Source organism: Streptomyces sp. NPDC089424 (assembly GCF_044749345.1).
Classification (GTDB): Bacteria; Actinomycetota; Actinomycetes; order Streptomycetales; family Streptomycetaceae; genus Streptomyces.
In genome coordinates this window covers 381703-405272 of the sequence record NZ_JBIVHU010000004.1, presented here as the reverse complement: position 1 = coordinate 405272, position 23570 = coordinate 381703, and the positions used below count along the sequence as shown (strand labels likewise).

Sequence of the window (23570 nt, the reverse complement as noted above, 5' to 3'; positions counted from 1 at the left end):
GGCCGGCCGGCGGGTCCGGAGGGCCGGACGGCTCAGACCTGGGTCCGGTGGAAGTTGAGGAACGACCGGGAGGCCGTGGGCCCGCGCTGCCCCTGGTACCGCGACCCGTACCGCTCGCTCCCGTACGGGAACTCCGCGGGCGAGCTGAGCCGGAACATGCACAGCTGGCCGATCTTCATGCCGGGCCAGAGCTTGATGGGGAGCGTCGCGAGGTTGGACAGCTCCAGGGTCACGTGCCCCGAGAACCCGGGGTCGATGAACCCGGCGGTGGAGTGGGTGACGAGCCCGAGCCGCCCGAGCGAGCTCTTGCCCTCCAGACGGGAGGCGAGGTCGTCGGGAAGCGTGATGACCTCGTACGTCGACGCGAGCACGAACTCGCCGGGGTGCAGGATGAACGGTTCGTCGCCCTCGGGCTCGACCAGTCGCGTCAGGTCGGCCTGCTCGACGGAGGGGTCGATGTGCGGGTACCGGTGGTTCTCGAACACCCGGAAGTAGCGGTCGAGGCGCACGTCGACGCTCGACGGCTGGACCATGGATTCGTCGTAGGGATCGATCCGCACCCGCCCGGCGTCGATCTCGGCCCGGATGTCCTTGTCTGAGAGAAGCACGCCCCGAGGATACGCAAGGCGCGCGGAGCCAGGACAATCGCGACGGCTCCACGCGCCCACGGCGAGACCTGTGTCCCCCGGTCTCCGGGTGTCCCTGTCCCTACCGCCTCTGCAGACTGACCGGCACGACACTGCGCAACCGCGCGCAGCGCGGACAGCGCAGGAGCCGACCAGGGCCGAGGCGATCGGCCTGCTGCATCGGGAACGAAGCGGTGGTGAACACGTGCCCATCGGCACAACGGACGACGGTGCGCTCCATCAAGTCCTGAAGTCCCTTCCCCAAAGAGCCGCGTCTGGCTGACGCCCTGACGAGGAAGGCCACATTACGGGATGAATGGGACGGCCCTCCAGGCGGCACTCCGACCCCGCCCGGCCCCTCTTCCGCGCCCCCACCGTACGCCCCAACTCCCGTGCCCCGCAGCCGCATCCCACTCCCTGAACAAGCACAGGCCCCACGGTCCGAGCACCGGGAGCCTGCGATGAGGTACAGTGAGCGAGCATTCCGACACCGACCTCGTCGGCGTCTTACGCGGGTGTAGTTTAATGGTAGAACATCAGCTTCCCAAGCTGAGAGCGCGAGTTCGATTCTCGTCACCCGCTCCACGAAGAAGGCCCAGGTCACAGACCCGGGCCTTTTTGCTGTCCACCTTGATCAGCTGACCCGGCGGAAAAAGAGGGAGCGATCTGTGCCTGAGGAGCCCGGCGGCGTCGTCGTCTATTGGCGCCCGATGTGTACGTACTGCATGAAGCTGCTCACGCAACTCCGGTTCATGCGGCTCCACTACACGAAGGTGAACATCTGGCGGGACCCGGACGCGGCAGCGTTCGTCCGGTCCGTCGCGGACGGGAACGAGACCGTGCCCACCGTCACCGTGGCCGGCCACACGATGGTGAACCCGTCGAAGAAGGAGCTGATGGAGGCCGTCGCGACCTACGCGCCCCATCTGCTGGGGAAGACCACCTGACCGCCCGTCACCAGCGACCGAGGCGTCGAGTTCCCCGAGGGACCGGCCGTGGCGCCGAGGACGACGGGAAGGGAACTGTGACCGACGTCAGTACACGCCCTTGTACACCTGCCAGCCCGAGGCGATCTTTGTGCGGGGGACGAAGGATCCCTTGCCGGTGCCGTTGTTGCGCCAGAGGTTGCCGGAGGTGTCGCGGGAGATGATGTCCGCCCTGCCGTCGCCGGTGATGTCGCCGACGCCGACGACGGCGTTGTAGGAGACTCCCCAGGCCGAGAACAGCTTCACGCGCGGCTTGAGGGTGCCGCTGCCCGTGCCGAGGTACCGGTACAGGTTGTTGGACCTGTCCTGGGCGATCAGGTCGCCGACGCCGTCGCCGTTGAGGTCGCCGACGCCCACGATCTTCTTGTACGTCTTCCAGTCGCTGTAGAGCTTCACGCGTGACGAGAGCTTCCCGGAGCTCGTGCCCTTGTAGAGGTAGACGGTTCCGGTGGAGGAGCTGCGGGCGATCAGGTCCGGGCGGCCGTCGCCGCTCATGTCGCCGGGCGAGGTCAGCACGTCGTACTGGTTCCAGCCCGTGCCGAGCGAGGTGCGCGGGGTGCTCGTGAGGAAGGTCTGCCCCCGCATGGTCCGGTACGCCCGCAGTTCGCCGCTGCTGAACCGGACGAGGACGTCGTTGCGCCGGTCGCCGTCGAGGTCGCCGAAGGGGATCGGCGTCACCGAGGAGGGCCAGCCGGAGGCCGGCATGAACGAGCCGAAGCCCCCCGTGCCGTTGCCCGGCCGGTAGCTGATGACGCCGGACGAGGTCAGGGTCAGCAGGTCGCCGATCCCGTCGGGTGCCCAGGTGCCGTTGTTGGTGAAGTCACGGCGTACGGCGGCTCCGACGGACACCTTCACCGTCTGGGACACCGTCAGCGCCGCCCCCGAGCCGTCGGCGGGCAGGGCCGTCAGCCTGAAGGTGTACGTGCCGTTGGGCACGAGTGCGCCCTTGGTGTCCCGCGTGTCCCAGCGCGCGGTCAGGTTGCCGTTCACCGCTCCGCCGGAGAGCGTACGGACCACCGCACCGGTGGCCTTGCTGGTGAGCGTGGCCTTCCAGGAGGCGGCCGGCTTGGCGAGCAGTCCGCGCCACTGCCACCAAGGGCTGCGGGCCGCGCTGCTCTCCCACGCGTTGTCGGTCGTCTCGGACTCGATGACCGAGAGCGGCTGGGTGGGGACCCCGCTGGGCACGAGATGGATCCGCTTGTCCGCGTCGATGTAGGCCACGGGTCCGCCGAACTTGTCCACGGTCCAGCTCGCGCCGCGCAGGCCTGGACCGCCGGCCGCGAGGTCGCCGATCTTGCGGGTGCTCGCGGTGCCGTCGGCGAAGGCGGTGAGCAGGAGTGCCCCGGCCGCGGTGTCGTGCCGCACGAGGTAGCCGTCGCCGAGCAGGGCCTGGCCGGACGGGACCGGGATGTTCCTCCCGGCCTTGCGGTCCCAGACGCCGGACACCGCGGTCGGGCCGCAGGACCAGTGGATCCAGCGGCCCACCACCTGCAGTTCCTTGGGGACGCACGGGGCGCCCGTGCGGACGGTGTCGGTGGTCCTGCCGGTCTTCAGGTCCTTCGCGGTGACGACACCGGTGCCCGTACCCGGAGTCCACAGACCGGTACCCCAGACGGAGGCCGCCGTCACGGAGCGGGTGACGACGGGCTGCAGGTCGGTGTGGACACCGAGGTCGCCGACGTACTGCTTGGCGGGGGAGGAACCGTTGACGAGCGCGTAGCGGCCGGAGACGTCGAGGACGGTGCCGGAGGCCGAGGGCAGATAGAAGAAGCCGGCCGGGTCGTCGTCGAGGGACTGGACGTACGAGCCCCCGGGGAGCGAGTCGGCCGTGAACGTCACCGCACGGCCGTCCCCGGTGGCGTAGGGGCCCGTCTTCTCGTAGTCCCAGCTCATCCAGGTCGGCGCGCTCGGCGTGCCGTCGGCCGCGATGCGCCGGCTGTAGTAGGCGCTCATGAAGCTGCTGTCGGCCTCGTGGGTGGCCAGGAGACCGTTCTGCAGCGACAGCCGCGAGATCCACGCGGCCTTCGGCGGTACGGCGGTCACCTCGGTCAGCGTGGGGGTGTCCGCCCCCGTGTCGCGGACCCCGCGTACCGCCCAGTGCCCGGAGTCGGTGCCACCCACGGTCAGCAGACTGCCGTCGTCCGCCGTGACGAGGGAGGCGTGCGCGTGCCGGAGCAGCGTCAGCGGGGCACCGCCCGCGAGCGGGACGGCCATCAGCCGCTGGCCGGACACGTCGACCATGTCACCCGGGGACGACGGCACGGCACGGGCCACCACCAGCCAGCGCCCCGCGAGACCCACGGAGGGGGTGCCGGTGCCGGGCATCGTCACCGTGGTCTCGGCGGCGGACAGGTCGGCGCGGTCCAGGACGTGGGCCACCGCGCTGTCGGTCCGGTACCAGACCAGCCGGTCCGCGCCGAGCGCGACGGCCGTCGGAGCGTGGGACACGGTCACGTCGCCGGTGACGGTCGCGGTGGCCAGGTCCACCAGCGTCAGGTGCTGTTCACCGTTCCCCCGGGCGGAGCCGATGACGGCGGTACGGCTGTCGCCGCCCAGCACGGTGAAGTCGGCCCTGATCCCGGTCGGCCATCCGTCGACCGGGGTGCCGCCGGCGGGGGCGCCGTCGCCGTGGAGCCACAGCACCCGGTCGCCGTCGGCCTCCCGGGCCTGGGTCAGCACATGGGTGCCGAAGGTGGCCGCGTAGGTGCCGTGGGTCAGGGCGACGTCCGTGGTGGTGCCCGCGGCGAGGTCCCGGAGGACCACCTTCTCGGTGGGCGAGACGACCTCGGCCACGACATCGGACGACGAGCCGAGGTACGCGGGGCGTTCGAGCCGGGGCAGGTTCCCCAGCTCGGTCGTCGCACCGGTGTCGTACGACGTCCACAGGTACCCGGAACGCCCTTCCTGGACGTGCAGATAGCCGCTGGGGCCGGCGCTGTGGATCCGGTCCCCGCGCGGTATGTAGCGATCCGCCTGGAAGACCTTCTCCCCCGCGAAGGCGACGCCCGCGTCCGCAGTGGCCGCGACCGTGGCGCCCGTGACGGTGTCGTCCGCGCCGGCCGTGACCGCGAGCGGGCCGGGGCCCACCGTCACGGCGAGGACCGCAGCGGTGGCCACGACGCCACGGACGGTGTTGCGAGGGGTCATCGTCGCCTCCAGGGCCTCCACGAAAAGGCGTGAAAGCGCGGCAACGGCCGCTCAGGCAACGTTCGACGGTGCTGCGAAAACGTCCAGCCCCCAACTGCCCCCCACGCACAGCGGCATGAGGGTAACAGCAGAAACAGGCCACTCAGGAGTACCGGGGAGGAAGATCGCGGCGCGAGACGCAGATGTGACCTTCGTCGCGGTGCAGGGGTGCGGGGTGGGGGTCGTGGTGCGCGGCGGTGGTGGCCGCGTGCGGGGCATCCGTGGAGGTCACGGGGGTGTTCGCAGTCGTGTGCGGGTGGGAAGGGGGTGCCCGAGGGGGCCCATATCTGTGCTTGCGACGTGAGAATTCGGTGCGGGGCCCCGCGAGTATTCCCCGGGCGTGCACCCGATCGCAATTATCGACAGTGCAGGGCCGATCGCACCGTGCTACTGTCGATCTCAGTTGCAGGTGTGGTTGCCAGAAGATTCATTTCCGACGGGGTAATCAACACGGCGACAAGGAATTGGCACAGGGTCAATTCCGGAAACCGCCTCCGAAGGAGAAATCAAATGGCTACCGGCACCGTGAAGTGGTTCAACTCGGAAAAGGGCTTCGGCTTCATCGAGCAGGACGGCGGCGGCCCCGACGTCTTCGCCCACTACTCGAACATCGCCACCTCGGGCTTCCGCGAGCTGCAGGAAGGCCAGAAGGTGTCGTTCGACATCGCGCAGGGCCAGAAGGGCCCGACGGCCGAGAACATCGTCCCCGTCTGATCCACCGGCGCGACGCATACTTCACAGCTGGGGCCCGCACCTTGGAGTGCGGGCCCTGGCTCGCTGCATTTCGGGGCGCACGACGGGACGGCTCCACTCGGTCACCGGACGGTGACGCATTCCCCGTCGGTTCGACACGCCCCCTCGCATTCGGCTCGTCTCGAGATTCTCAGCGCCGCTCCACCGCTGCGGGAATTCCTTGACACGTGCCTCATCAAGGAAGGTTCCGCATGACGCGTGCCCGCACACCCCGTACGTCCAACCGCTCTGAGCGCTTCGGAGGAGGCGCCGGCGGCGGCGCCAACCGCTCCGGTGGTCCGCGCCGTTCCAGGAGCAACGGAAACCGGCCGGCCGGACGGCCCGTACAGGGCGAGTTCGCACCGCCGAGGACGATCACTCCCGGGCTGCCCGCCGTCGACTCGTTCGCCGATCTCGCCATGCCCGCACCGCTGTTGGCGACGCTCGGGCGGGAAGGCGTGACCGTGCCGTTCCCGATCCAGGGCGCCACCCTGCCCAACTCGCTGGCCGGCCGCGACGTGCTCGGCCGGGGCCGCACCGGCTCCGGCAAGACCCTCGCCTTCGGCCTCGCCGCGCTGGCCCGCACCGCGGGCAGGCGTGCCGAGCCGCGGCAGCCGCTCGCCCTCGTCCTCGTCCCGACCCGCGAGCTGGCGCAGCAGGTCACCGACGCGCTCAGCCCGTACGCCCGCTCCGTGAGCCTGCGGCTGGCCACCGTCGTGGGCGGCATGTCCATCGGCAGGCAGGCGAGCGCGCTGCGCGGCGGGGCGGAGCTGGTCGTGGCGACGCCGGGCCGGCTCAAGGACCTGATCGACCGGGGCGACTGCCGGCTGGACGCCGTGGACATCACGGTCCTGGACGAGGCCGACCAGATGGCCGACATGGGCTTCATGCCCCAGGTCACCGCCCTGCTCGACCAGGTGCGACCGGGTGGGCAGCGGATGCTCTTCTCGGCCACCCTGGACCGCAACGTCGACCTGCTGGTGCGCCGCTACCTGTCCGACCCGGTGGTCCACTCCGTGGACCCCTCCGCGGGCGCGGTCACCACGATGGAGCACCACGTCCTCCATGTGCACGACGCCGACAAGCACCGCACGACCACCGAGATCGCGGCGCGCGACGGCCGGGTGATCATGTTCCTCGACACCAAGCACGCGGTGGACCGGCTGACCAAGCACCTGCTGAGCAGCGGCGTCCGCGCGGCGGCCCTGCACGGGGGCAAGTCCCAGCCGCAGCGCACGCGGACCCTGGCCCAGTTCAAGGACGGGCAGGTGACGGTGCTGGTGGCCACCAACGTCGCCGCCCGCGGGATCCACGTCGACAACCTCGACCTGGTCGTCAACGTCGATCCGCCCAGCGATCACAAGGACTACCTGCACCGCGGCGGCCGTACGGCCCGTGCCGGGGAGTCGGGCAGCGTCGTCACCCTGGTCACCCCCGACCAGCGCCGCGACATGAGCCGGCTGATGGCCACGGCGGGCATCACCCCCCGGATCACCGCGGTGCGCTCGGGCGAGGCGGAGCTGAGCCGCATCACCGGTGCGCAGGCGCCTTCCGGAGTGCCGGTGGTCATCACCGCGCCGCCCGCGCAGCGTGCCGGCGGCACCTCCTCGTCCCAGAGCCGGCGGGGCCGTCGGGGCCGCACCGGCCAGGGCCGGCCCGTCGGCGACGCGGCGGCCCGCCGCAGGACGCCGCGCCGGGCCGGCTCCGGCTCGGCCGCCTAGGCCCCCAGGGCCTGTCCGGACGATTCGCGTCGTCGTCCGGACGGCTGCCGGTCGGGGACCGGGGAGGTGTACGAGGTCGCCCGGCCGTCACGAATCGACGGTCAGGCGTCAAGAAAGACCCGGTGAGGGCCCTGCCGACGCGCGTCGGCAGGGCCCTCACCGTCGTGTCCCCTGCGCGGATCGGGCGGGCGGCACGGCGTCGGGTCGGGGGGATGGTGTTGAATTTCCCCCGGGGCCCTGGTGCCGTACGGCGCGAGGGCCCCGCGACGCGTTGCACTACGAGGTGACATGGCAGCAGATTCTCCGCTCAGCGATCGTCTGGACGACGACGACTACCCCGCGTACACCATGGGCCGGGCCGCCGAGATGCTCGGCACCACCCCCGGCTTCCTGCGTGCCATCGGGGAGGCCCGTCTCATCACGCCGCTCCGCTCGGAAGGCGGACATCGCCGGTACTCCCGCTACCAACTGAGGATCGCCGCGCGCGCCCGCGAGCTCGTCGACAGAGGCACCCCGATCGAGGCCGCCTGCCGCATCGTCATCCTCGAGGACCAGCTGGAGGAGGCACAGCGCATCAACGCCGAGTACCGCCGCGCCGCGGACGAGGCGTCCGAGGGGCCGGGTCGCGATTCGGGCTGAGCCCCCCCTGGGCGACATCCTGGTGGGCACGTGCTCGTGGGCCGACCCGGCGCCGATGGGCAGCTGCTGGTATCCGGCGGGTCGGCGGGACGCCGGGGGCGGTTGCGGCACTACGCCGGGCGGTTCCCGGTAGTCGAGGTCGACGCCGCGTACTACGCTCTGCCCGCCGTGGTTCCGGCCCGGGGCGCGGGCCGAGGCGTTCGCCGCCCGGGGTACCGGCAGCAACGAGGACCGGTTCCGGTACGCGTACGGCGAGGCCGAACTCATCGCACCGGGTGCCGCGGGGGACCTTTCAGGAAGCGTCGCCCGGAATCACGAACGGCATCGCAAGCAGCCACTGCTGGTTGGCGCCGTCGTGCGGCTCCCAGAACACCGGCATGGTCCTCGGCTCGGCCTCGTGGGGGCAGTCCAGCGCCTGGCCCGTCCCGGCGTTGACGATGCGATGGGCCCGTAGGCCGGGGGCCGGGAAGATGTGCCAGCGCTGCCACGCCGCGCCGTTGTCCGCGTGGCCCCGCATCCGCGGATGGTGACCGGACGCGGCCCCGTGCCCGTCGAGGCGGAGGTTGTTGGAGGCGGAGACGATGTGCACGTCGTTGCCGTGGCCGGAAGCCTCCAGGTACCACAGCTGGTGCGGCTGGCCGTGCGGTCCCCACAGGTGGGGATGGCTGCCGTCCTCGTTGTGGAAGGCGGTGTCGAGCGCCAGCCCGCTGGTCACCGAGATGAGCAGGAAGGGACCGCTGGGCTGCCGCGCCCGGCGTTTGAAGAACGCGCCGACGTCGTTGGTCCCGATCTTCAGGAAGGGCAGGCCGATCTCCGCGCTGATCTGACGGTCCCTCGGATGCATGGCGGCCATCGTAAGGGCGCCCCAGCGGGAGCGTCCGTGATTGTGCGAACCTCGCCCGTGCGGTGGTTCTCCGCTACGGGACCCCCAGTTCGAAAAGGGCGTAGCCCGCGTAGGAGCCGGAGGCGAGGGCGGCTGTGCCGAGGAGGGTGCAGAGGTGGAGGGCGCTGAGGCGGCGCAGGGCCACGGCGAGCGGGAGGTAGAGGGGGAACAGGGGCAGCAGGTAGCGCGAGACGTTGGCGAAGATCTGCTGGCTGCCGAGGACCAGCACCAGGGTCACGACCGTGTGGACGACGAGGACGGCGGGCGGCCGCAGCCGGATCAGCAGCGGCAGCAGCGTGAGCGCCAGCAGCACCACCCCGACGCCGATCATGTCCGCGTACGGCATGGCGAAGAGGTAGTCGTCACTGCCCACGGGGACCGAGGTGAGGACGTCCAGGGTCTGCCGGCCGTAGTCGAACTCGTGGGCCCAGGCGCCGGACTGGAGCGTGAAATAGCCGCCGAGGTCGCCCATCCGGTGACCGACCCAGCCCAGGTAGGCGAGCAGGCCGAGCGGCGCGACGGCCAGCGCCACCAGCGGTCGCAGGACACCGTCCCGGCGGCGGTCCCGCACGAGCGCGAGCACCGCGGCCACCCCGAGGGCGGCGATCAGCGCCGCGGCCGTCGGCCGGTTCAGGCCCGCGGCGAAGGTGAGCAGACCCGCGGTGAGCCAGCGGCGGGTCATGACGGCGTGACAGGCCCAGGCGGCCAGCGCCACGTAGAGGGAGTCGGAGTACACCGCCCACTCCACGCCGGAGCCGGGCCACACGGCCCACAGCCCGGCCGCGGCCAGCCCGGCGCGCCTGCCGCCGAAGCGTGCGGCCACGGCGTGGATCCCGAGGGCGGCGGCGAAGGAGGCCACGACGGAGACCAGCATCCCGGCGCCGTACGTGCCCAGTCCCGTCACCTCGCTGACCAGCCGCATCAGCCCCGGGTAGAGGGGGAAGAACGCCGCCGAGTTCCCTTCGAGCGTGATCATGCCGGTGGCTCCGGGCACCGGCACCAGCCGCGGTTCGTAGCCGTGCGCGGCGATCTGCTGGTACCACCAGCCGTCCCAGGTGGCGAGCACGTCCCACGGCTGGGCGCCGCCACCGAAGCGCGGGTGGCGCGAGCGGAAGTCGCCGGTGGTGTGCAGCAGGTACAGGAAGACGCCGAAGCCGACGAGTTTCAGGCCGCCGTAGAGGGCGAGCACCGGGCCGTACAGCGCGACCGCGCGACGCAGCCGGTGCCCGCGTCCGGGCAGGGGTGACCTGTCCGGCAACCGCGCGTTCCAGGTGGCCGGACGGGGGAGCGTCGTGGTCATGAGATGCCGGGCTCTGTCCGCCGTCGGGGCCGGGTGCCGAACACCCACGCCCGGAAGAGCAGGAAGCGCAGCAGTGTCGCGGTCAGGTTGGCGGCGATGAGCACGGCGAGCTCGACGCGCGGACCGGCGGACGGCGCCGCCTGGTGCAGCAGGGCGAGCGAGCCGCTGGTGAGCGTCAGGCCGACCAGGAACACCACGAGCCCGCGGGCCTGATGGCGCACCGCGCCGCCGGGGCCGCGGATGCCGAAGGTGAGGCGGCGGTTGGCGGCCGTGTTGCCGATGGCGCAGATCAGCAGCGCGAGCGCGTTGGCGGCCTGCGCCCCCACCACCGGGCGCAGCAGCGAGTACAGCAGGAGGTGCGCGAGGGTGCTCACCGCCCCGACGGTGGCGAAGCGTACGAGTTGCATCATCAGTCCGCCCGAGGGCTCGTCGCCGTCGCTGCGCCGCAGTTCGGCCGGCGGCAGGGTGCCGCGCGCCAGCGCCGAGCCGATCCGGGCGATCCCGCGCAGGTCGGCCAGCGCGGTGGCGACGATGTCGACTCTGCTGTCGGGGTCGTCCACCCAGTCGACCGGCACCTCGTGGATGCGCAGGCCCGCGCGCTCGGCGATGACCAGCATCTCGGTGTCGAAGAACCAGCCGGTGTCGCGCACCAGGGGCAGCAGCCGCTCGGCCACGTCCCGCCGTACCGCCTTGAAACCGCACTGCGCGTCGGTGAAGCCCACGGCGAGGGTCGAGCGGAGCAGGGCGTTGTAGCAGCGGGAGGTGAACTCCCTCTTGGGGCCGCGCACGACACGGGCGCCCCGGGCCAGCCGGGTGCCTATGGCGATGTCGGAGTGCCCGGATATCAGGGGCGCGACGAGCGGGAGCAGCGCGGCCAGTTCCGTGGACAGATCGACGTCGACGTAGGCGAGCACGGGGGCCGGCGAGCGGGTCCAGGCGGCGTGCAGGGCCCGGCCGCGCCCCTTCTCGTCGAGCCGCAGCTCCTCGACCTCGGCCAGTTCACCGGCGAGCCGTACGGCGATCTCCGGCGTGCGGTCGGTGCTGGCGTTGTCGGCGATGGTGATCCGGAACGCGTAGGGAAAGGTTTCGCTCAGGTGCGCGTGCAGCCGCCGCACACTCGGCTCCAGGTCCGTCTCCTCGTTGTACACGGGGACGACCACGTCGAGGACGGGGTCGGAGTGATCGGTCGGGACCGGGGTGCGTCGGGGCAGCGGATGTACGTCCTTCACGGCGGCGGTCCCTCGTTCAGTCACTGGTTCGTCCTTGTGGGTGCTCGGGCGCAGCGTATGCCGAAGGCACGCGGGCGCCGACGGCCGCGGGTCGCGGTTGCCGGTCACGGGCCGGCCGGCGCCGTCGAGGTCGGCGCCCCGGGCGGTGCGCTCCGTCCCGTCGGGTCCGGCGTGCCCGAGGGCGGGTGGGAGGTGGAGTACGGCGGGGTCGTCGTGGCGCTCGCCCCGCCCGTGAGCGCGCGTGACGTCGACGCGGGCGGGGAGGGGGACCCGCCCGGGGCGTCCGGCGGCTGCGTCGGCCCCGTGCCGGAGGGTACCGGGCTCACCCCGGGCCGTGGCGGGGGCCCGGCGGGCTGGACCCGGTCCGGGCCGCCGGGCAGCAGGAACAGCCCGAGCGCGAGCCCGGCGACGGCGAGCACGGAGCCGGCGGCGCGCTGCGCGGCCCGGACCCGGCGGCGGGCCCGCACCCCTTCCCGGAGGCGTTCCCGGTGCCGGGGACCGAAGGAGCCGTGCTCCTCGCTCTCCCGCATCATCCGTGCGAGGCGCCGCTCGAAGTGGTCCATGGGGTTCTCCTTCAGCGCACCGGCTCGACGACGTCGGCGAGCAGCTGCCGCAGCCGTGCGACTCCCCGCGCGGCATGGGACCGGGCCGTGCCCACCGGGCACCCGAGCGCCTCCGCCACCTGCTGCTCGGGGAGGTCCTGGTAGTAGCGCAGCACCACGGCCACCCGCTGCCGGGGCGTCAGCCGGGCCAGCGCCGCCTCCAGCCGGGAGCGCTCCGCCACGTCCGCGGACACGTCGTCCGCCCCGGCCACGTCGGGCAGCCGGTCGACGGGTCGTTCACCCCACCAGAGCCGGCGGCCCGAGCGGGCCGCCGCCCGCACCATGACCTTGCGGACGTACGCCTCCGGCGCCTCCTCGGCGATCCTCGGCCACACGAACCAGAGCTTGACCAGGGAGTCCTGCACCAGGTCCTCGGCGCGATGCCGGTCGCCGCCGACGAGCAGCCGGGCGAGATGCAGCAGCACCGGCCAGCGGGCCGTGACGAACGCGTCGAACTCACCCGCCCGCGCCTGCTCCATCCCCACCGCCCCCGCTCCCGTCGGTCGCCTTCACCTGGAGTGAAGACGTCGGCGGGCCCTCCCCTATGCACCCGTTGCCGGTGATCCGGGTCACATCGGCGGGGATGTCTGATCTTCGACGGCCTCGCGAAATGTAAGACCAGTCATCACTTTATTCCACTCGCAGTGACCTTTTTATTACCTTAATCGTTCACCCGTTTGCTGCGCATCCGGCGGAATGGGGTGCCGTTAGTTTGGATATGACCAAGGCAACCAGGGACGGTATTTTCGGCCTGTTGGCGAGTCAGCAGCGAGGGGGCAGGGCTGCGGGACATGCGGTGACGCTGGGTCCCTACACTTACATTCCGGCCCCGGCCCACTGCTCGGCCGGTGTCAACGGAACACTCACCAAGGACGGTCCCCCGGTCACACTCCGGGCCACCGAGCCGATTCTCCGTAATTTCCTGGATGTCATGGCCGATCTGGAAGACGATCTCGCGCGCCGGTGGCTCGGACCCCAGGGTGCGACCGGCTTCACCACGGCGAAATAGCGCCTGGTCATGTATACGCAGAGCCATGGCACGCATGGCACTCCTGGCGACCATGGCACCCACGGCACCGGCCGGCACCGCGGCCCCGCCGAACCGTACCCGCAGCCCCTGGTTCCCCCGGACTCCGGCTGGGACCCCGCCGAGGAACTGGCGTTCATGCTCCAGGACGCGCTGGCGGAGGAGCCGACCTACCTTCCCCCGGCGGACGCCTCGGTCACCGATCCCGTCCCCGGCTCGCCGCTCGGAAATCTCCAGGAGATCACGGCCGAGCTGCCCCCGCTGAGGGATTCCCCGAAAGGTCATCGCAAGCCCCGCGCGCGTGTCGGCCGCAACGCCCTGCGCGCGGTCAGCCGGTTTCTCGCCGCGCTGGCGGCGGTGATCGCGTGCAGCGTGAGCTTCTTCGGCGGAATGGCCGTCTACGAACCGCTGCGCCTTTCCGTTTCCCGAACACACGACGGCATTGTTTCCTTGTGGCCCTTGTTGATCTACGGCCCCTGGCTGGTGGCATCGCTGTCCGTGCTGCGGGCCGCACTCCATCAGCGCCGGGCAGTGCACTCCTGGTGTGTGATTCTCCTTTTTTCGACGGCGGCGATGCTTTTATGTGTCGCGCAGGCGCCCCGGACGGTCGTCGACACCGTGACCGCGGCGCTGCCCGGTCTGGCGGCGCTTGCCTGCTTTCAGCAGCTCGTAAGGCAGATCACCCTGACGCGTCCGCCCCGGCGCTCGCTGCCCCGGCACCGCTCGCGGCCGCCCGCCCCGTCGCCCGGCGCCGAGGAGTCACGCGGCTCCGCGCCCCGGGAGGGCCGCCGGGAGCCCCCGGGCTCCGCCGGTTCCGCCCGGAGCGCGCGTGAGCGGGACTCGTCCTCACGGCTGATCCCGAAGCAGGGCGCCACCCGTCGGTAGGCGCCCTGCCCGGGCCCGCGTCTCAGACGAGGCGCTTGCGACCCCACACGAAGAGGAAGGCCGCGACGGCGGCGGTCAGCGCGAACAGGATCGCCGCACCGAGCCACTGCATGCCGGCCATCTGGGACATCGGCAGGTAGTCCACCGACCAGCCGACCACGTCGGCCTGCTTCAGGCACAGCTCGCGGGCCTGCTCCGACGACGAGTCGACACAGGTGCTCCAGCCGAGCAGCTCGCCGCCGCCGGTGAGGTAGGACTGGTCGATCTGGTAGGCGGCGTCGGGCAGGGTGGGGAACGAGTCCTCCGCGAGGACGCCCTTGTTCGTGGTGGCCGTGACCACGTCGCCGAGGGACAGCCGCAGCTGGCCCCAGGCGAGCTGGACGGCGACGGCGAATCCGAAGGTGACCACCATGGCGGTCAGCGTGCGGCGGAGCACCACGCCGATCGCCACGCCGCCGACGACCGTGAACAGGGTGAGGGCGACGGGTACCGGGCCGGTGGTGTCGAAGGCGGTGCTCGTCCAGTCCAGGACCGTGCCCTGCTCCCTGACCGGCGCCCACCACCAGCCGAAGGCGACGGACAGCGCGACCGTGCTCACCGTGACGACCACCGCGGTCAGCCCCAGCTTGGTGGCCAGCCAGCGGGTGCGGCTCACGCTCTGCGCGGCGACCAGTTTGGCGGTGCCGTGCTCCAGGTCGCCCGCCAGCAGCGGGGCGCCGACGAACACGCCGAGCACCACGGGAACCATGCCGAGCGCGGTGGCGACGGGGCCGAAGGCGGCGGCGTACGGCTCGAACTCCGTGCCCAGTCCGTCGAGGCTCGTGGTGGGCCAGCCGTAACCGGTCAGGAAGTCGATCAGGCGGCCGCGCTGAAACACGATCCAGGCCAGCAGGAGCACGCTCGCGCCCAGCAGCGACAGATAGGCGGCCCGGTGCTGGCGCCAGACCAGCCAGGTCATGCCGGACAGGCGGGGGCGCCGGGAGGCGGGGGCCTCGGCGCCGGTGGTGACCGGCGTGCCGGTGAGGGTGCTCATGCGGCCACCGCCCGGGAGCCGTGCACCTGCGCGGTGGGGGTGATCAGCGAGGGCGCGTCGGCGGAGCGCAGGTGGGCGAGCAGGAGTTCCTCCATGGTCGGGGCCGCCGTCTCCCAGGGGCCGGTGACCGGCCCCTCGGCACGGACGAGGGCGGTGAACTGCCGTCCGGTCACGCGGGCTTCGACGAGGGTGTGCGGCGCGAGTCCCGCGGGGAGGCCCTCACCCTCGTGGACGCCGGTGACCAGCCGGTGCACGGCGAGCAGCTCGTCGACGTCACCGGCGAGGCGCACCGCTCCGGCGGCGACGACGACCAGGTAGTCGCACACGTTCTCCAGCTCGGCGAGGACGTGGGTGGACATCAGCACGGTGGTGCCGCGCTCGGCGGCCTCGGCCATGAGGGTGCCCATGAGCTCGTGCCGTACGACCGGGTCGAGGTCGGACATGGGCTCGTCGAGGAGCAGCAGGTCGGGTCGCTTGCCGAAGGCGAGCGCGAAGGCGACGCGGGTGCGCTGCCCACCCGAGAGGGTGCCGACCTTGGCGTGCAGGGGCACGTTCCCGGCGCGCACGATGCCCTCGGCGGCCCGCTGGTCCCAGCCGGGGTTCAGCTCCCTGCCCATGCGCAGGGTCTCGGCCACCGTGAAGCGGCGGTAGAGCGGCTTCTCCTGGGCGAGGAAGGCCGTGCGCCGGCCGGCCTCCGCCGATTCCGGGGCCGCGCCGAACACCCGGAGCGTGCCCTCGGTCGGCTCCAGCACGTTCGCGGCGATGCCCATCAAGGTGGTCTTTCCCGCCCCGTTCGGTCCGACAAGACCGCAGATCCGCCCGGCCGGCAGCCGGAAGGAGCAGTCCCGCAGGGCCCAGCCCCGTCGGTAGCGCACCCCCACGCCGGAGGCCTCCAACGCCGTGTCGCCGGCGTACTGACCGTCACTCACGTCTTCCACCACCATTTAACTACTTGATTAGTGGAATGATGATGGAAGGCGGCAGGGGCTCCTGTCAACGCCGTTCGGTCCGTGGGACGCGGGGCATACGAGGCTCTACGCATCAGGAGTGGACGAGGGGACGAACCGAGATGACCACCGTGGGCCCGCTGGAGGACCAGCTCACCGCCGACTTCTACCACTTCGAGTCACTCCTCCCCGACGAGGAGCGCAAGATCCTCCTGAAGGCGCGGACCTTCCTGCGGGACGAGATCAAACCGCTGGTCAACGACGCCTGGGCGAAGGCGGAGTTGCCGCCGGAGCTGATGGAGAAGTTCCGCGGCAGCGGTCTGGTCGCGCTCGGGTACGAGGGGTACGGCGAGCACAAGCCCGCCGTCAGCCACCTGCTCGGCGGCATGCTGGCGATGGAACTGGCCCGTACGGACGCCTCCGTCTGCACGTTCTTCGGCGTCCACAACGACCTCGGTCTCTCTACCTTCCACACGGGCGGCAGCGAGGAGCAGCGCGAGCGGTTCCTGCCCGCCCTGGCCGCCCTGGACAAGGTCGCCGCGTTCGCGCTGACCGAGCCGGAGGGCGGTTCCGACGTCGCGGGCGGCATGCGCACCACCGCCCGGCGCGAGGGGGACACCTGGGTGCTCAACGGAGCGAAGAAGTGGATCGGCAACGCGACCTTCGCCGATCTCGTCGTGGTGTTCGCCCGGGACGTCGAGGACGACCAGGTCAAGGCCTTCGTCGTCGAGAAGGGCACCCCCGGCTTCCGGCCGGAGAAGATCGAGGGCAAGATCGCGCTGCGTATCGTGCAGAACGCCGAGATCACGCTCACCGACGTCCGGGTCCCGGAGGCCGACCGGCTCCAGCGGATCAACGACTTCCGTGACGTCGCGGAGATCCTCCGCCAGACCCGCGGCGGCGTCGCCTGGATGTCGCTCGGGGTGATGATCGGCGCGTACGAACTGGCGCTGGAGTACGTCAAGGAGCGTCAGGCCTTCGGCCGCCCCCTCGCCGGGTTCCAGATGGTGCAGGACCACCTGGTCAAGTGCCTCGGCAACATCACCGCGTGCTGGGGCATGCTCGTGCAGCTCGCCCGCCTCCAGGACTCCGGCATCTTCCGCGACCGGGACTCGGCGCTGGCCAAGGCGTTCGTCGCCTCCCGGATGCGGGAGAGCGTCGCCTGGTGCCGCGAGGTCCTCGGCGGCAACGGGATCCTGCTGGACCACGACGTCGCGCGGTTCTTCGCCGACGCCGAGGCCCTCTACTCCTACGAGGGCACACGGGAGATGCAGACCCTGATCGTCGGCAAGGCGATCACCGGCGAGAGCGCGTTCGTCTGAACCGCCGCCTCGCGACAGGCCCTAGCCGTCGGAGCTCTCGGCGAGGGTGTGTGCCACGAGCGCGTTGGCGTGGCCGTGGCCCAGTCCGTGCTCGGTCTTCAGCCAGGAGACGAGCTCCATGTGCCGGGTCAGGGGCGAGGAACGGATCAGGTCCTTCCACTCGGCGACGGGACGGCCGTACTTCTTCTCGATCGAGGGGAAGTAGGCGGCGGGGCCCTTCACGGGTGCGGTCATGGCGGTCACGTCCTTTGCCGGGAGCCTTGTGATGTGTCGTCGGTGAAGACCGGCTCCGGACGGACAAGTGGTCGCTCCGCCCGAGTGATCCGCGTCACCTCGGCCTGGGGAACGCCTTGGGCCGTACGGGCGCCCCTCATGGAACTTCGGGGAACGGGCAGGCGTTGCCACGACGACGTGTGCGGACGCGCACGGACGACCGGAACGACACGGCTGAAGCCGAGGTGGCACGGAATGGCTATGTGGGATCGGATCAAGGACCAGGCCAAGAACCTGCAGCAGCAGGCTCAGGGGGCGCGCGGCTCCGGCGCACAGGGTGGGCACGGCATGCAGGGCGGCCAGGGCGGGTTCGCGGCTCCCGGCGGTCACGGCCGGCCGGGTTCCGGTTCCTCCGGCGGCTCGCGCGCCCAGCTGGTGAGCACGCTCAAGACGCAGCTCTCGTCCCTGAAGACGGAGCTGAAGAGCGGTGCCTACCGGGACGCCAGCATGGCCATGTGCGCCCTGGTCGCGGCGGCGGACGGCCATGTCGACCCGACCGAGCGGCAGCAGATGGAGTCGCTCATCCTGAACAACGACGTCCTGCAGAACTTCCCGCCGGAGCAGCTGCGCCAGCGGTTCAGCAAGCACGTGGACCAGCTGTCGTTCGACTTCCCGCAGGGCAAGACGCAGGTCCTCCAGGAGATCGCCAAGGCGGCGAAGAAGCCGGCGGAGGCGCGTGCGGTCGTCCAGACCGGCTTCGTCATCGCCGGGGCCGACGGCTACATCGCCCCGGCCGAGGAGCAGGTGCTGCGGGAGGCGTGCTCGGTGCTGGGCCTGTCGCCGCAGGAGTTCGGCCTCTGATCCGGCACTTTCGCTGAAGCCCGGGCCCCGGTGAGGGGCGATTCTGTCGCGGCCGGCACAGATTTCGCCCCTCCCTCAGGCTAGGGTTTTTGTGTGCCACCTGATCGTGCGGCCGACGAGTCCGCCCCCACCGTCGACAACCTCGACGACGACGACTACCCCGCCTACACCATGGGCCGGGCGGCCGCCGTCCTCGACACGACGCCGGCCTTCCTGCGCGCCCTGGGCGAGGCCAGGCTGATCACCCCCCTGCGCTCGGAGGGCGGCCACCGCCGCTACTCCCGCCATCAGCTGCGGATGGCCGCGCGCGCCCGGGAACTGGTCGACCAGGGCACCCCGATCGACGCCGCCTGCCGCATCATCAGCCTGGAGGACCAGCTCGCCGAGGCCCGGCGGCAGCTGACGGGTCAGGGAAAAGGGCACCACCCCGGAGGCCGCTGAATATCTGTCGCGGCCGGTGCAGAATTTCTGCACTCAAAAACAGAATGCGAGGGCGCGAAAATCGCCCAGGCCATATACCCATGACTGTGCTAGCTTGAGAGAAGCACTCGTTTTTAGGGAGATTCAATATGGCATCTGGCACCGTGAAGTGGTTCAACGCGGAAAAGGGCTTCGGCTTTATCGAGCAGGACGGTGGCGGCGCCGACGTGTTCGCTCACTACTCGAACATCGCCACCAGCGGCTTCCGCGAGCTTCAGGAAGGCCAGAAGGTGACCTTCGACGTGACGCAGGGCCAGAAGGGCCCGCAGGCCGAGAACATCGTTCCCGCCTGACGCGTGATGCAGATCGGGGCCCGCACTCCACGGAGTGCGGGCCCCGACGCATGTCCCGCGCTCACGTGAGGTCGGCCACCACCTGACGGGTCGCCTCCGCGATCAGGGCCTCCTCGGGCGGGGTGCCGTGTCCCCGGCGGTCGGTCATCACGGCCAGCACCAAGGGCTCGCCGTGCGGCGGCCAGAGGATCGCGACGTCGTTGGCCCGGCCGTAGTTGCCGGTGCCGGTCTTGTCGGCCACCGTCCAGCCCCGGGGGACACCGGCCCGGACGCGGGCGTCGCCGGTGGTGTTGCGGACGAGCCAGTCCGTCAGGAGCGCGCGGCGGTCGGCGGGCAGGGCGCGGCCGAGGACGAGTGCGCGGTAGGTCCCGGCGATCGCGCGGGGCGTGGTCGTGTCGCGCGGGTCGCCCGGTGCCATGCGGTTCAGTTCGGGCTCGTAGTGGTCCACCCGGCTGACCTCGTCGCCGAGACCGCGCAGGAACGCGGTGAGCCCCGCCGGGCCGCCGACGTCCCGCATCAGCAGGTTGCCCGCCGTGCCGTCGCTGTGGCGGACGGCCGCGTCGCACAGTTCGCGCACCGTCATACCGGTCCCCACGTGGTTCTCGGTGACCGGCGAGACGGAGTTCACGTCGGCCCGCGTGAAGGTGATCCGGTCGTCCAGGTGGCCGATCGGGTGCGCGTGCAGGACCGCCGCCGCGGCCGGCGCCTTGAAGGTCGAGCAGAACGCGAACCGCTCGCCGGCGCGATGGGCGAGCGTGGCACCGGAGCCGGTGGCCACGGCGTACACGCCGAGCCGGGCCCCGTACCGGCGTTCCAGCGCCGCGTACCGGGACAGGTCGGGCATACGACGGGCAGCCGGGCGGGAGGGGCTCGCGGAGGGCCGCTCCTCGGGCCGGCCGCGCCCGCACGACGACGCGCCCAGGGGCACCACCAGCGCCCCGAGCAGCACCTGCCGTCGGGAGGGGCCGGACAGGGCGCGTTCCTCGCCGTTCCTCACTCGGGCACCGCTTTCAACAGGCTGTGGACGACCGGGCCGGCCGAGCCCCCGCCCGTCACGCCCTCCTCCACCACGCACGCCACCGCCACATTGCCGCGGTAGGCCACGAGCCAGCCGTTGTTGTCCTGCTCCTCCGACACCTCGGCCGTGCCGGTCTTCGCCCCGACCTCGCCCGGCAGATCGGCGAGCCCTCGTGCCGTGCCCTCCGTCACGGTCGCCCGCATCAACTCCCTCAGCTGCGCGACCACGCGGTCCGGGAGCGGCGTCGTCGGCACCGCGGCCCCGCCCGCGCCGCCCGGTGTGATCGTCGGCTGGTGGAACCTGCCGGAGACCGCCGTGGCCGTGACCGACGCCATGATCAGCGGGTTCGCCTGCAACCGCCCCTGCCCGATCATCGACGCCGCCTTCTCGGTCTCGTCCCGCGCCGCCGGCACCGAACCGTCGTACGACGGGATCCCGACGTGCCACTCCCGTCCTACCCCGAAGTACTCGCCGGCGACCTCGCCTAGCTCGCCGTCCCCGAGCTCGTCGCGCAGACCGATGAACGCCGTGTTGCACGACTCGGTGAAGTCCTTGCGAAACGTCGCCCCGGGGAACTCCGAGGTCTCGACGTTGTGGAACTGCTTGCCCACCGTCAGGTACTTCGGGCAGTCCACCACGTCGTCCAGGGCGACGGCGTCCTTGAGCAGCAGGGCGGTGCTCGTGACGATCTTCCAGGTGGAGCCCGGCGCGTAGGTGCCGGAGACGGCACGGTTGAAGCCGGAGGCCGGCGAGTTGGCCACCGCCAGGATCTCCCCGTCGTCGATGCGCAGCGCGACCAGCGCCGCGTTCTTCCCCTCGGTCTCGTGCGCGAGGGCCCGTTCGGCGGCGGACTGCCAGTCGGCGTCGAGCGTCGTCCGCACGGGCTCGTCGTCCCGGGGGCCCTCCGTCCCGCCGAACCGGACCTCCGTACGCTCCACCTCCCCGGTCACCCGGTCCACCAGCTGCACCGCGCCGCGCGGCCCGGAACCCGTCCCGCCGCCTGTGAGCTGCCCCAGCACCGGTGCGAGCGAGGGGAGTTCGCCCACCGGGAGCGTGACCCCGTCCCGGTCGGTGACCTCCGGAACATCCCGCTCCTCCCGCTCCAGACGGAACTTCTCCGTCCCGCTCAGCCGTGGATGGACCAGCGACAGCCGCCAGTCCACCTTCCAGCGGCCCTCCCCCGCCTCACGCAACGGCAGCTTCGACCGGTACGTCCATGTCCCCAGGCCGGTGACGGGCATCCGGGCCGTGAAGGGGACGGTGACACTCCCGTCCTCGGCGGACGCAGGCTCGCCCGCCACAAGCCGCGGCTCGGCGATGTCCAGCCCGCCCGTGAAGTTGCCCAGCACCTCCTGGGCCGTACCGGGATCCGTCGTCCGCGCGGCGGCGCTCGGCAGCCGGCCGCCCGCCCAGTCGGCCAGGAACGCCCGCGCCTGCTCCAGGGCCGCGGGATCGGGTCCGTCGTCGCCCCCGGCGAAGGGGCCGACCCCGGCGGCGTACGCGCCGCCCGCCCCGACGGCGAGGACCACCGCGACCGCGGTCACGGCTCTCACCCCGCCTCGTCGCCGTCTGGCCGCCTGTCCGGCGGGGGCTCGGTGCACGGAGTCCGGGAGATACGAATCGCGGTTGTCCATGGCACCGAGGACAACAACGCCCCCACCCGTCTGTCCAAGACAGATATCGATCTCGCATTCATCAATTCCCGATATGATTGCTGCTCGTGGACCTGGTTCGGCACCTGGAGTGCTTCGTGGCTGTTGCAGAAGAGTCACACTTCGGCCGTGCCGCCGCCCGCCTCGGCATGGCGCAGCCCCCCTTGTCGCAGCGCATCCAGCGCCTGGAACGTGAACTGGGCGTGCGCCTGTTCGAGCGCACCAGCCGGCAGGTGCGGATCACCGAGGGCGGTGCCCTGCTGCTGGCGCGGGCCCGGGAACTGCTCGCCCGCTCCGAGGAGTTCCTGGCCACCGCGCACCGCCTCCGGGACGGCGAGACGGGCCTCCTGCGGGCCGCGCTGCCGCCGGACCTCTCCGGCGAGACGGTCGCCGCCCTCCTCGCGGACTTCGACCGGCGCCACGACCTGACCGCGCCGGAACTGGAGCTGCACGAACTGTCCACCGCCGGCCAGCTGGCCCGCTTCGCCTCCCGGGAACTGGACGTCGGCCTCATCCACCACCCGTGCGACATCACCGGCCTGGAGCTCGGCCCCGTCCTGCGCCGCGAACTGGGCGTGCTGCTGCCGGCCAAGACCGCGCCGGCCGGCCCCGGCGAGGTGCCTCTCGCCTCCCTCACCGGCCGCGACCTGATCCTGTTCCCGCGCGGCGACGCCCCCGCGCTCTACGACGACCTCCTCACCACCTGCGCCCGCAACGGCTACACCCCGCCCGCCGTACGCCACGCGCAGGGCGCCAGCTTCGTGCGCGGCCTGGTGCTGTCCGCCGGGGCCGTCGCCCTCGCCCCCCGCGACACCCTGGCAGGACCGGACATCGTCTGGCGCCCGCTCACCGGTGCGCCACTGGCCTGGCGGCACTCCGTCGCCTGGCCCAAGGGCCGCGGCGGCGCCGCGGTGACGGCCTTCGCGGACGCGGCCACCCACGCGCTGCGCGCCACCGCCGGCGCCACCCCCGACGTACCGGCCCGTCCGCTCCATCTGCGCCCGGCATCGGAGTACTGGCTGTGAGCGACGCCCTCGGCCGTGTGCGCGCGGCCTTCGCCGACGCCGGCGTCACCGGCTGGCTGCACGCCGTCGACATCGACACCGGGGCGCAGCTCGACGCGGGCGCGGACCAGCCGGTGTGCACGGCCAGCGTCCACAAGCTGTGCCTGCTGGTCACCCTCCACGAACTCGCCGCCGGCGGCGGGCTGGACCTGACCGAGCCGGTGGACTGCCCGCCCGCCGGCCGCACCCCGGGCCCCACCGGTCTGGCCGCCATGCGGGACGCCGTACGCATGTCGCTGCGCGACCTCGCCTACCTGATGACGGCCGTCAGCGACAACGCCGCCGCCGACCTGCTGCTGCACCGCGTCGGCCTGGACGCCGTCAACCGCACCACCGCCCGCCTCGGCCTGGCCCGCACGCACGCCGTGCACACCTTCGGCGAACTCCTCGCCACCCTGCGGGAGGACGCCGGTCCCGGGGGCGCGCGGGTGCTCACCGACCCGCATGTCCTGACCCGCCTGCGGGCGCTCGACCCGGCCCGCACCAACCGCAGCACGCCCCGCGACATGACCCGTCTGCTGAGCGCCGTCTGGCGGGACGAGGTCTGCGGCCCCGAAGGAGCCGCGGCGGTCCGCCGGCTGCTCGGCCTCCAGGTCTGGCCGCACCGCCTGGCCTCCGGTTTCCCCTTCGACGACGTCCATGTCGCCGGCAAGACCGGCACCCTGCCGACGCTGCGCAACGAGGTCGGCGTCGTCGAGTACCCCGACGGCGGCCGCTACGCCGTGGCCGTCTTCACCCGCACCGCCAACCCGGCGGCCACCCTCCCGGCGGCCGACGCGGTCATCGGTACGACGGCCAGACTGGCGGTCGAGTGCCTGCGCGCCGGCCCGGCGTCGCGAGGCGGACGGGAGCGCGACGACAGGGGCTAGGA

General features: G+C 71.9%; 24 protein-coding genes, 1 tRNA gene and 1 pseudogene. 14 read left to right on the top strand and 12 right to left on the bottom strand.

Annotation, left to right across the window (positions count from 1 at the left end; all coding sequences use genetic code 11):
- Positions 1–32 precede the first annotated feature (32 nt).
- Positions 33–608, bottom strand: a complete 576-nt coding sequence (gene dcd / locus ACIP2X_RS21530) for a dCTP deaminase (RefSeq protein ID WP_399369549.1) — start codon at positions 606–608, stop codon at positions 33–35.
- A 529-nt stretch (positions 609–1137) separates the two neighbouring features.
- Here dcd and ACIP2X_RS21525 point away from each other — a divergent pair.
- Positions 1138–1211: transfer RNA gene (locus ACIP2X_RS21525), tRNA-Gly, on the top strand.
- Between the two features lie 83 nt (positions 1212–1294).
- Positions 1295–1573, top strand: coding sequence for a glutaredoxin domain-containing protein (locus ACIP2X_RS21520; protein WP_401675424.1), 279 nt, complete (start codon positions 1295–1297; stop codon positions 1571–1573).
- A gap of 87 nt (positions 1574–1660) precedes the next feature.
- Here the strand turns inward: ACIP2X_RS21520 and ACIP2X_RS21515 are convergent, their stop codons facing one another.
- Positions 1661–4759: an FG-GAP-like repeat-containing protein gene (locus ACIP2X_RS21515; protein WP_401675421.1), complete on the bottom strand. Its 3099-nt coding sequence runs from the start codon at positions 4757–4759 to the stop codon at positions 1661–1663.
- A 549-nt stretch (positions 4760–5308) separates the two neighbouring features.
- On the opposite strand from ACIP2X_RS21515, the gene ACIP2X_RS21510 reads away from it, so the two are divergent.
- The 4 genes and pseudogenes from ACIP2X_RS21510 to ACIP2X_RS21495 all read left to right on the top strand — a co-directional run.
- Positions 5309–5512 (top strand): cold-shock protein, encoded by a 204-nt coding sequence (locus ACIP2X_RS21510; RefSeq protein WP_401675418.1) that lies wholly within the window; start codon positions 5309–5311, stop codon positions 5510–5512.
- A gap of 230 nt (positions 5513–5742) precedes the next feature.
- Positions 5743–7251 (top strand): DEAD/DEAH box helicase, encoded by a 1509-nt coding sequence (locus tag ACIP2X_RS21505; RefSeq protein WP_401675416.1) that lies wholly within the window; start codon positions 5743–5745, stop codon positions 7249–7251.
- A gap of 288 nt (positions 7252–7539) precedes the next feature.
- A complete protein-coding gene (locus ACIP2X_RS21500) occupies positions 7540–7890 on the top strand; it encodes a MerR family transcriptional regulator (RefSeq protein WP_401675413.1) in 351 nt (116 codons plus the stop codon).
- A gap of 7 nt (positions 7891–7897) precedes the next feature.
- Positions 7898–8058 (top strand): annotated as a pseudogene (locus ACIP2X_RS21495) (DUF72 domain-containing protein); the annotation flags it as partial.
- 124 nt (positions 8059–8182) lie between these two features.
- Here ACIP2X_RS21495 and ACIP2X_RS21490 read toward each other — a convergent pair.
- The 5 genes from ACIP2X_RS21490 to ACIP2X_RS21470 form a co-directional block, all read right to left on the bottom strand.
- Positions 8183–8734 carry an RICIN domain-containing protein gene (locus ACIP2X_RS21490; RefSeq protein WP_401675410.1) on the bottom strand — a complete coding sequence of 184 codons (552 nt, stop codon included), beginning with the start codon at positions 8732–8734 and terminating at the stop codon, positions 8183–8185.
- Positions 8735–8807: 73 nt separating this feature from the next.
- Positions 8808–10073, bottom strand: a complete 1266-nt coding sequence (locus tag ACIP2X_RS21485; RefSeq protein ID WP_401675407.1) for a hypothetical protein — start codon at positions 10071–10073, stop codon at positions 8808–8810.
- Positions 10070–11326 (bottom strand): glycosyltransferase, encoded by a 1257-nt coding sequence (locus tag ACIP2X_RS21480; RefSeq protein ID WP_401675404.1) that lies wholly within the window; start codon positions 11324–11326, stop codon positions 10070–10072. Before ACIP2X_RS21480 ends, ACIP2X_RS21485 begins: the two co-directional genes overlap by 4 nt.
- An 80-nt stretch (positions 11327–11406) precedes the next feature.
- Positions 11407–11865, bottom strand: a complete 459-nt coding sequence (locus ACIP2X_RS21475) for a hypothetical protein (protein ID WP_401675401.1) — start codon at positions 11863–11865, stop codon at positions 11407–11409.
- A gap of 11 nt (positions 11866–11876) precedes the next feature.
- Entirely contained in the window at positions 11877–12383 is a 507-nt protein-coding gene (locus ACIP2X_RS21470; RefSeq protein ID WP_401675826.1) for a SigE family RNA polymerase sigma factor, read from the bottom strand.
- Positions 12384–12622: 239 nt separating this feature from the next.
- Between ACIP2X_RS21470 and ACIP2X_RS21465 the strand changes: the two genes are divergently transcribed.
- Entirely contained in the window at positions 12623–12913 is a 291-nt protein-coding gene (locus ACIP2X_RS21465) for a hypothetical protein (RefSeq protein ID WP_401675398.1), read from the top strand.
- 9 nt (positions 12914–12922) lie between these two features.
- Positions 12923–13816, top strand: coding sequence for a hypothetical protein (locus tag ACIP2X_RS21460; RefSeq protein WP_401675396.1), 894 nt, complete (start codon positions 12923–12925; stop codon positions 13814–13816).
- Positions 13817–13838: 22 nt separating this feature from the next.
- Here ACIP2X_RS21460 and ACIP2X_RS21455 read toward each other — a convergent pair whose 3' ends face one another.
- Positions 13839–14849, bottom strand: coding sequence for an ABC transporter (locus ACIP2X_RS21455; protein ID WP_401675394.1), 1011 nt, complete (start codon positions 14847–14849; stop codon positions 13839–13841).
- Entirely contained in the window at positions 14846–15793 is a 948-nt protein-coding gene (locus ACIP2X_RS21450; protein WP_401675391.1) for an ABC transporter ATP-binding protein, read from the bottom strand. Before ACIP2X_RS21450 ends, ACIP2X_RS21455 begins: the two co-directional genes overlap by 4 nt.
- A 125-nt stretch (positions 15794–15918) precedes the next feature.
- On the opposite strand from ACIP2X_RS21450, the gene ACIP2X_RS21445 reads away from it, so the two are divergent.
- Complete coding sequence (locus ACIP2X_RS21445) at positions 15919–17118, top strand: acyl-CoA dehydrogenase family protein (protein WP_401675388.1); 1200 nt, start codon at positions 15919–15921, stop codon at positions 17116–17118.
- Between the two features lie 21 nt (positions 17119–17139).
- On the opposite strand, the gene ACIP2X_RS21440 is transcribed toward ACIP2X_RS21445, so the two are convergent.
- Positions 17140–17352: a DUF4287 domain-containing protein gene (locus tag ACIP2X_RS21440; RefSeq protein WP_401675385.1), complete on the bottom strand. Its 213-nt coding sequence runs from the start codon at positions 17350–17352 to the stop codon at positions 17140–17142.
- A 234-nt stretch (positions 17353–17586) separates the two neighbouring features.
- Between ACIP2X_RS21440 and ACIP2X_RS21435 the strand changes: the two genes are divergently transcribed.
- The 3 genes from ACIP2X_RS21435 (at position 17587) to ACIP2X_RS21425 (ending at position 18965) form a co-directional block, all read left to right on the top strand.
- Entirely contained in the window at positions 17587–18192 is a 606-nt protein-coding gene (locus ACIP2X_RS21435) for a tellurite resistance TerB family protein (RefSeq protein ID WP_401675382.1), read from the top strand.
- A gap of 171 nt (positions 18193–18363) precedes the next feature.
- Positions 18364–18633 (top strand): MerR family transcriptional regulator, encoded by a 270-nt coding sequence (locus ACIP2X_RS21430; protein WP_401675824.1) that lies wholly within the window; start codon positions 18364–18366, stop codon positions 18631–18633.
- 128 nt (positions 18634–18761) lie between these two features.
- Positions 18762–18965, top strand: a complete 204-nt coding sequence (locus tag ACIP2X_RS21425) for a cold-shock protein (RefSeq protein ID WP_007383480.1) — start codon at positions 18762–18764, stop codon at positions 18963–18965.
- Positions 18966–19026: 61 nt separating this feature from the next.
- Here ACIP2X_RS21425 and bla read toward each other — a convergent pair whose 3' ends face one another.
- Both bla and ACIP2X_RS21415 read right to left on the bottom strand, forming a co-directional pair.
- A complete protein-coding gene (bla, locus tag ACIP2X_RS21420; protein WP_401675822.1) occupies positions 19027–19938 on the bottom strand; it encodes a class A beta-lactamase in 912 nt (303 codons plus the stop codon).
- A gap of 20 nt (positions 19939–19958) precedes the next feature.
- Positions 19959–21617: a penicillin-binding transpeptidase domain-containing protein gene (locus ACIP2X_RS21415; protein WP_401675379.1), complete on the bottom strand. Its 1659-nt coding sequence runs from the start codon at positions 21615–21617 to the stop codon at positions 19959–19961.
- A gap of 86 nt (positions 21618–21703) precedes the next feature.
- Between ACIP2X_RS21415 and ACIP2X_RS21410 the strand changes: the two genes are divergently transcribed.
- On the top strand, positions 21704–22660 hold the full coding sequence (locus ACIP2X_RS21410; protein ID WP_401675376.1) for a LysR family transcriptional regulator: 957 nt from the start codon (positions 21704–21706) through the stop codon (positions 22658–22660).
- Complete coding sequence (locus ACIP2X_RS21405; protein ID WP_401675373.1) at positions 22657–23568, top strand: serine hydrolase; 912 nt, start codon at positions 22657–22659, stop codon at positions 23566–23568. The genes ACIP2X_RS21410 and ACIP2X_RS21405 overlap by 4 nt, the downstream gene beginning before the upstream one ends.
- The last annotated feature ends 2 nt before the right edge of the window (positions 23569–23570 follow it).

What these genes read in the sequence shown, in the direction of transcription:
- ACIP2X_RS21515 (WP_401675421.1), bottom strand. Translation starts at nt 4,759, where the DNA reads ATGACCCCTCGCAACACCGTCCGTGGCGTCGTGGCCACCGCTGCGGTC.
- ACIP2X_RS21510 (WP_401675418.1), top strand. Translation starts at nt 5,309, where the DNA reads ATGGCTACCGGCACCGTGAAGTGGTTCAACTCGGAAAAGGGCTTCGGC.
- ACIP2X_RS21505 (WP_401675416.1), top strand. Translation starts at nt 5,743, where the DNA reads ATGACGCGTGCCCGCACACCCCGTACGTCCAACCGCTCTGAGCGCTTC.
- ACIP2X_RS21500 (WP_401675413.1), top strand. Translation starts at nt 7,540, where the DNA reads ATGGCAGCAGATTCTCCGCTCAGCGATCGTCTGGACGACGACGACTAC.
- ACIP2X_RS21490 (WP_401675410.1), bottom strand. Translation starts at nt 8,734, where the DNA reads ATGCATCCGAGGGACCGTCAGATCAGCGCGGAGATCGGCCTGCCCTTC.
- ACIP2X_RS21485 (WP_401675407.1), bottom strand. Translation starts at nt 10,073, where the DNA reads ATGACCACGACGCTCCCCCGTCCGGCCACCTGGAACGCGCGGTTGCCG.
- ACIP2X_RS21475 (WP_401675401.1), bottom strand. Translation starts at nt 11,865, where the DNA reads ATGGACCACTTCGAGCGGCGCCTCGCACGGATGATGCGGGAGAGCGAG.
- ACIP2X_RS21470 (WP_401675826.1), bottom strand. Translation starts at nt 12,383, where the DNA reads ATGGAGCAGGCGCGGGCGGGTGAGTTCGACGCGTTCGTCACGGCCCGC.
- ACIP2X_RS21465 (WP_401675398.1), top strand. Translation starts at nt 12,623, where the DNA reads ATGACCAAGGCAACCAGGGACGGTATTTTCGGCCTGTTGGCGAGTCAG.
- ACIP2X_RS21460 (WP_401675396.1), top strand. Translation starts at nt 12,923, where the DNA reads ATGTATACGCAGAGCCATGGCACGCATGGCACTCCTGGCGACCATGGC.
- ACIP2X_RS21455 (WP_401675394.1), bottom strand. Translation starts at nt 14,849, where the DNA reads ATGAGCACCCTCACCGGCACGCCGGTCACCACCGGCGCCGAGGCCCCC.
- ACIP2X_RS21450 (WP_401675391.1), bottom strand. Translation starts at nt 15,793, where the DNA reads ATGGTGGTGGAAGACGTGAGTGACGGTCAGTACGCCGGCGACACGGCG.
- ACIP2X_RS21445 (WP_401675388.1), top strand. Translation starts at nt 15,919, where the DNA reads ATGACCACCGTGGGCCCGCTGGAGGACCAGCTCACCGCCGACTTCTAC.
- ACIP2X_RS21440 (WP_401675385.1), bottom strand. Translation starts at nt 17,352, where the DNA reads ATGACCGCACCCGTGAAGGGCCCCGCCGCCTACTTCCCCTCGATCGAG.
- ACIP2X_RS21435 (WP_401675382.1), top strand. Translation starts at nt 17,587, where the DNA reads ATGGCTATGTGGGATCGGATCAAGGACCAGGCCAAGAACCTGCAGCAG.
- ACIP2X_RS21430 (WP_401675824.1), top strand. Translation starts at nt 18,364, where the DNA reads ATGGGCCGGGCGGCCGCCGTCCTCGACACGACGCCGGCCTTCCTGCGC.
- ACIP2X_RS21425 (WP_007383480.1), top strand. Translation starts at nt 18,762, where the DNA reads ATGGCATCTGGCACCGTGAAGTGGTTCAACGCGGAAAAGGGCTTCGGC.
- ACIP2X_RS21415 (WP_401675379.1), bottom strand. Translation starts at nt 21,617, where the DNA reads ATGGACAACCGCGATTCGTATCTCCCGGACTCCGTGCACCGAGCCCCC.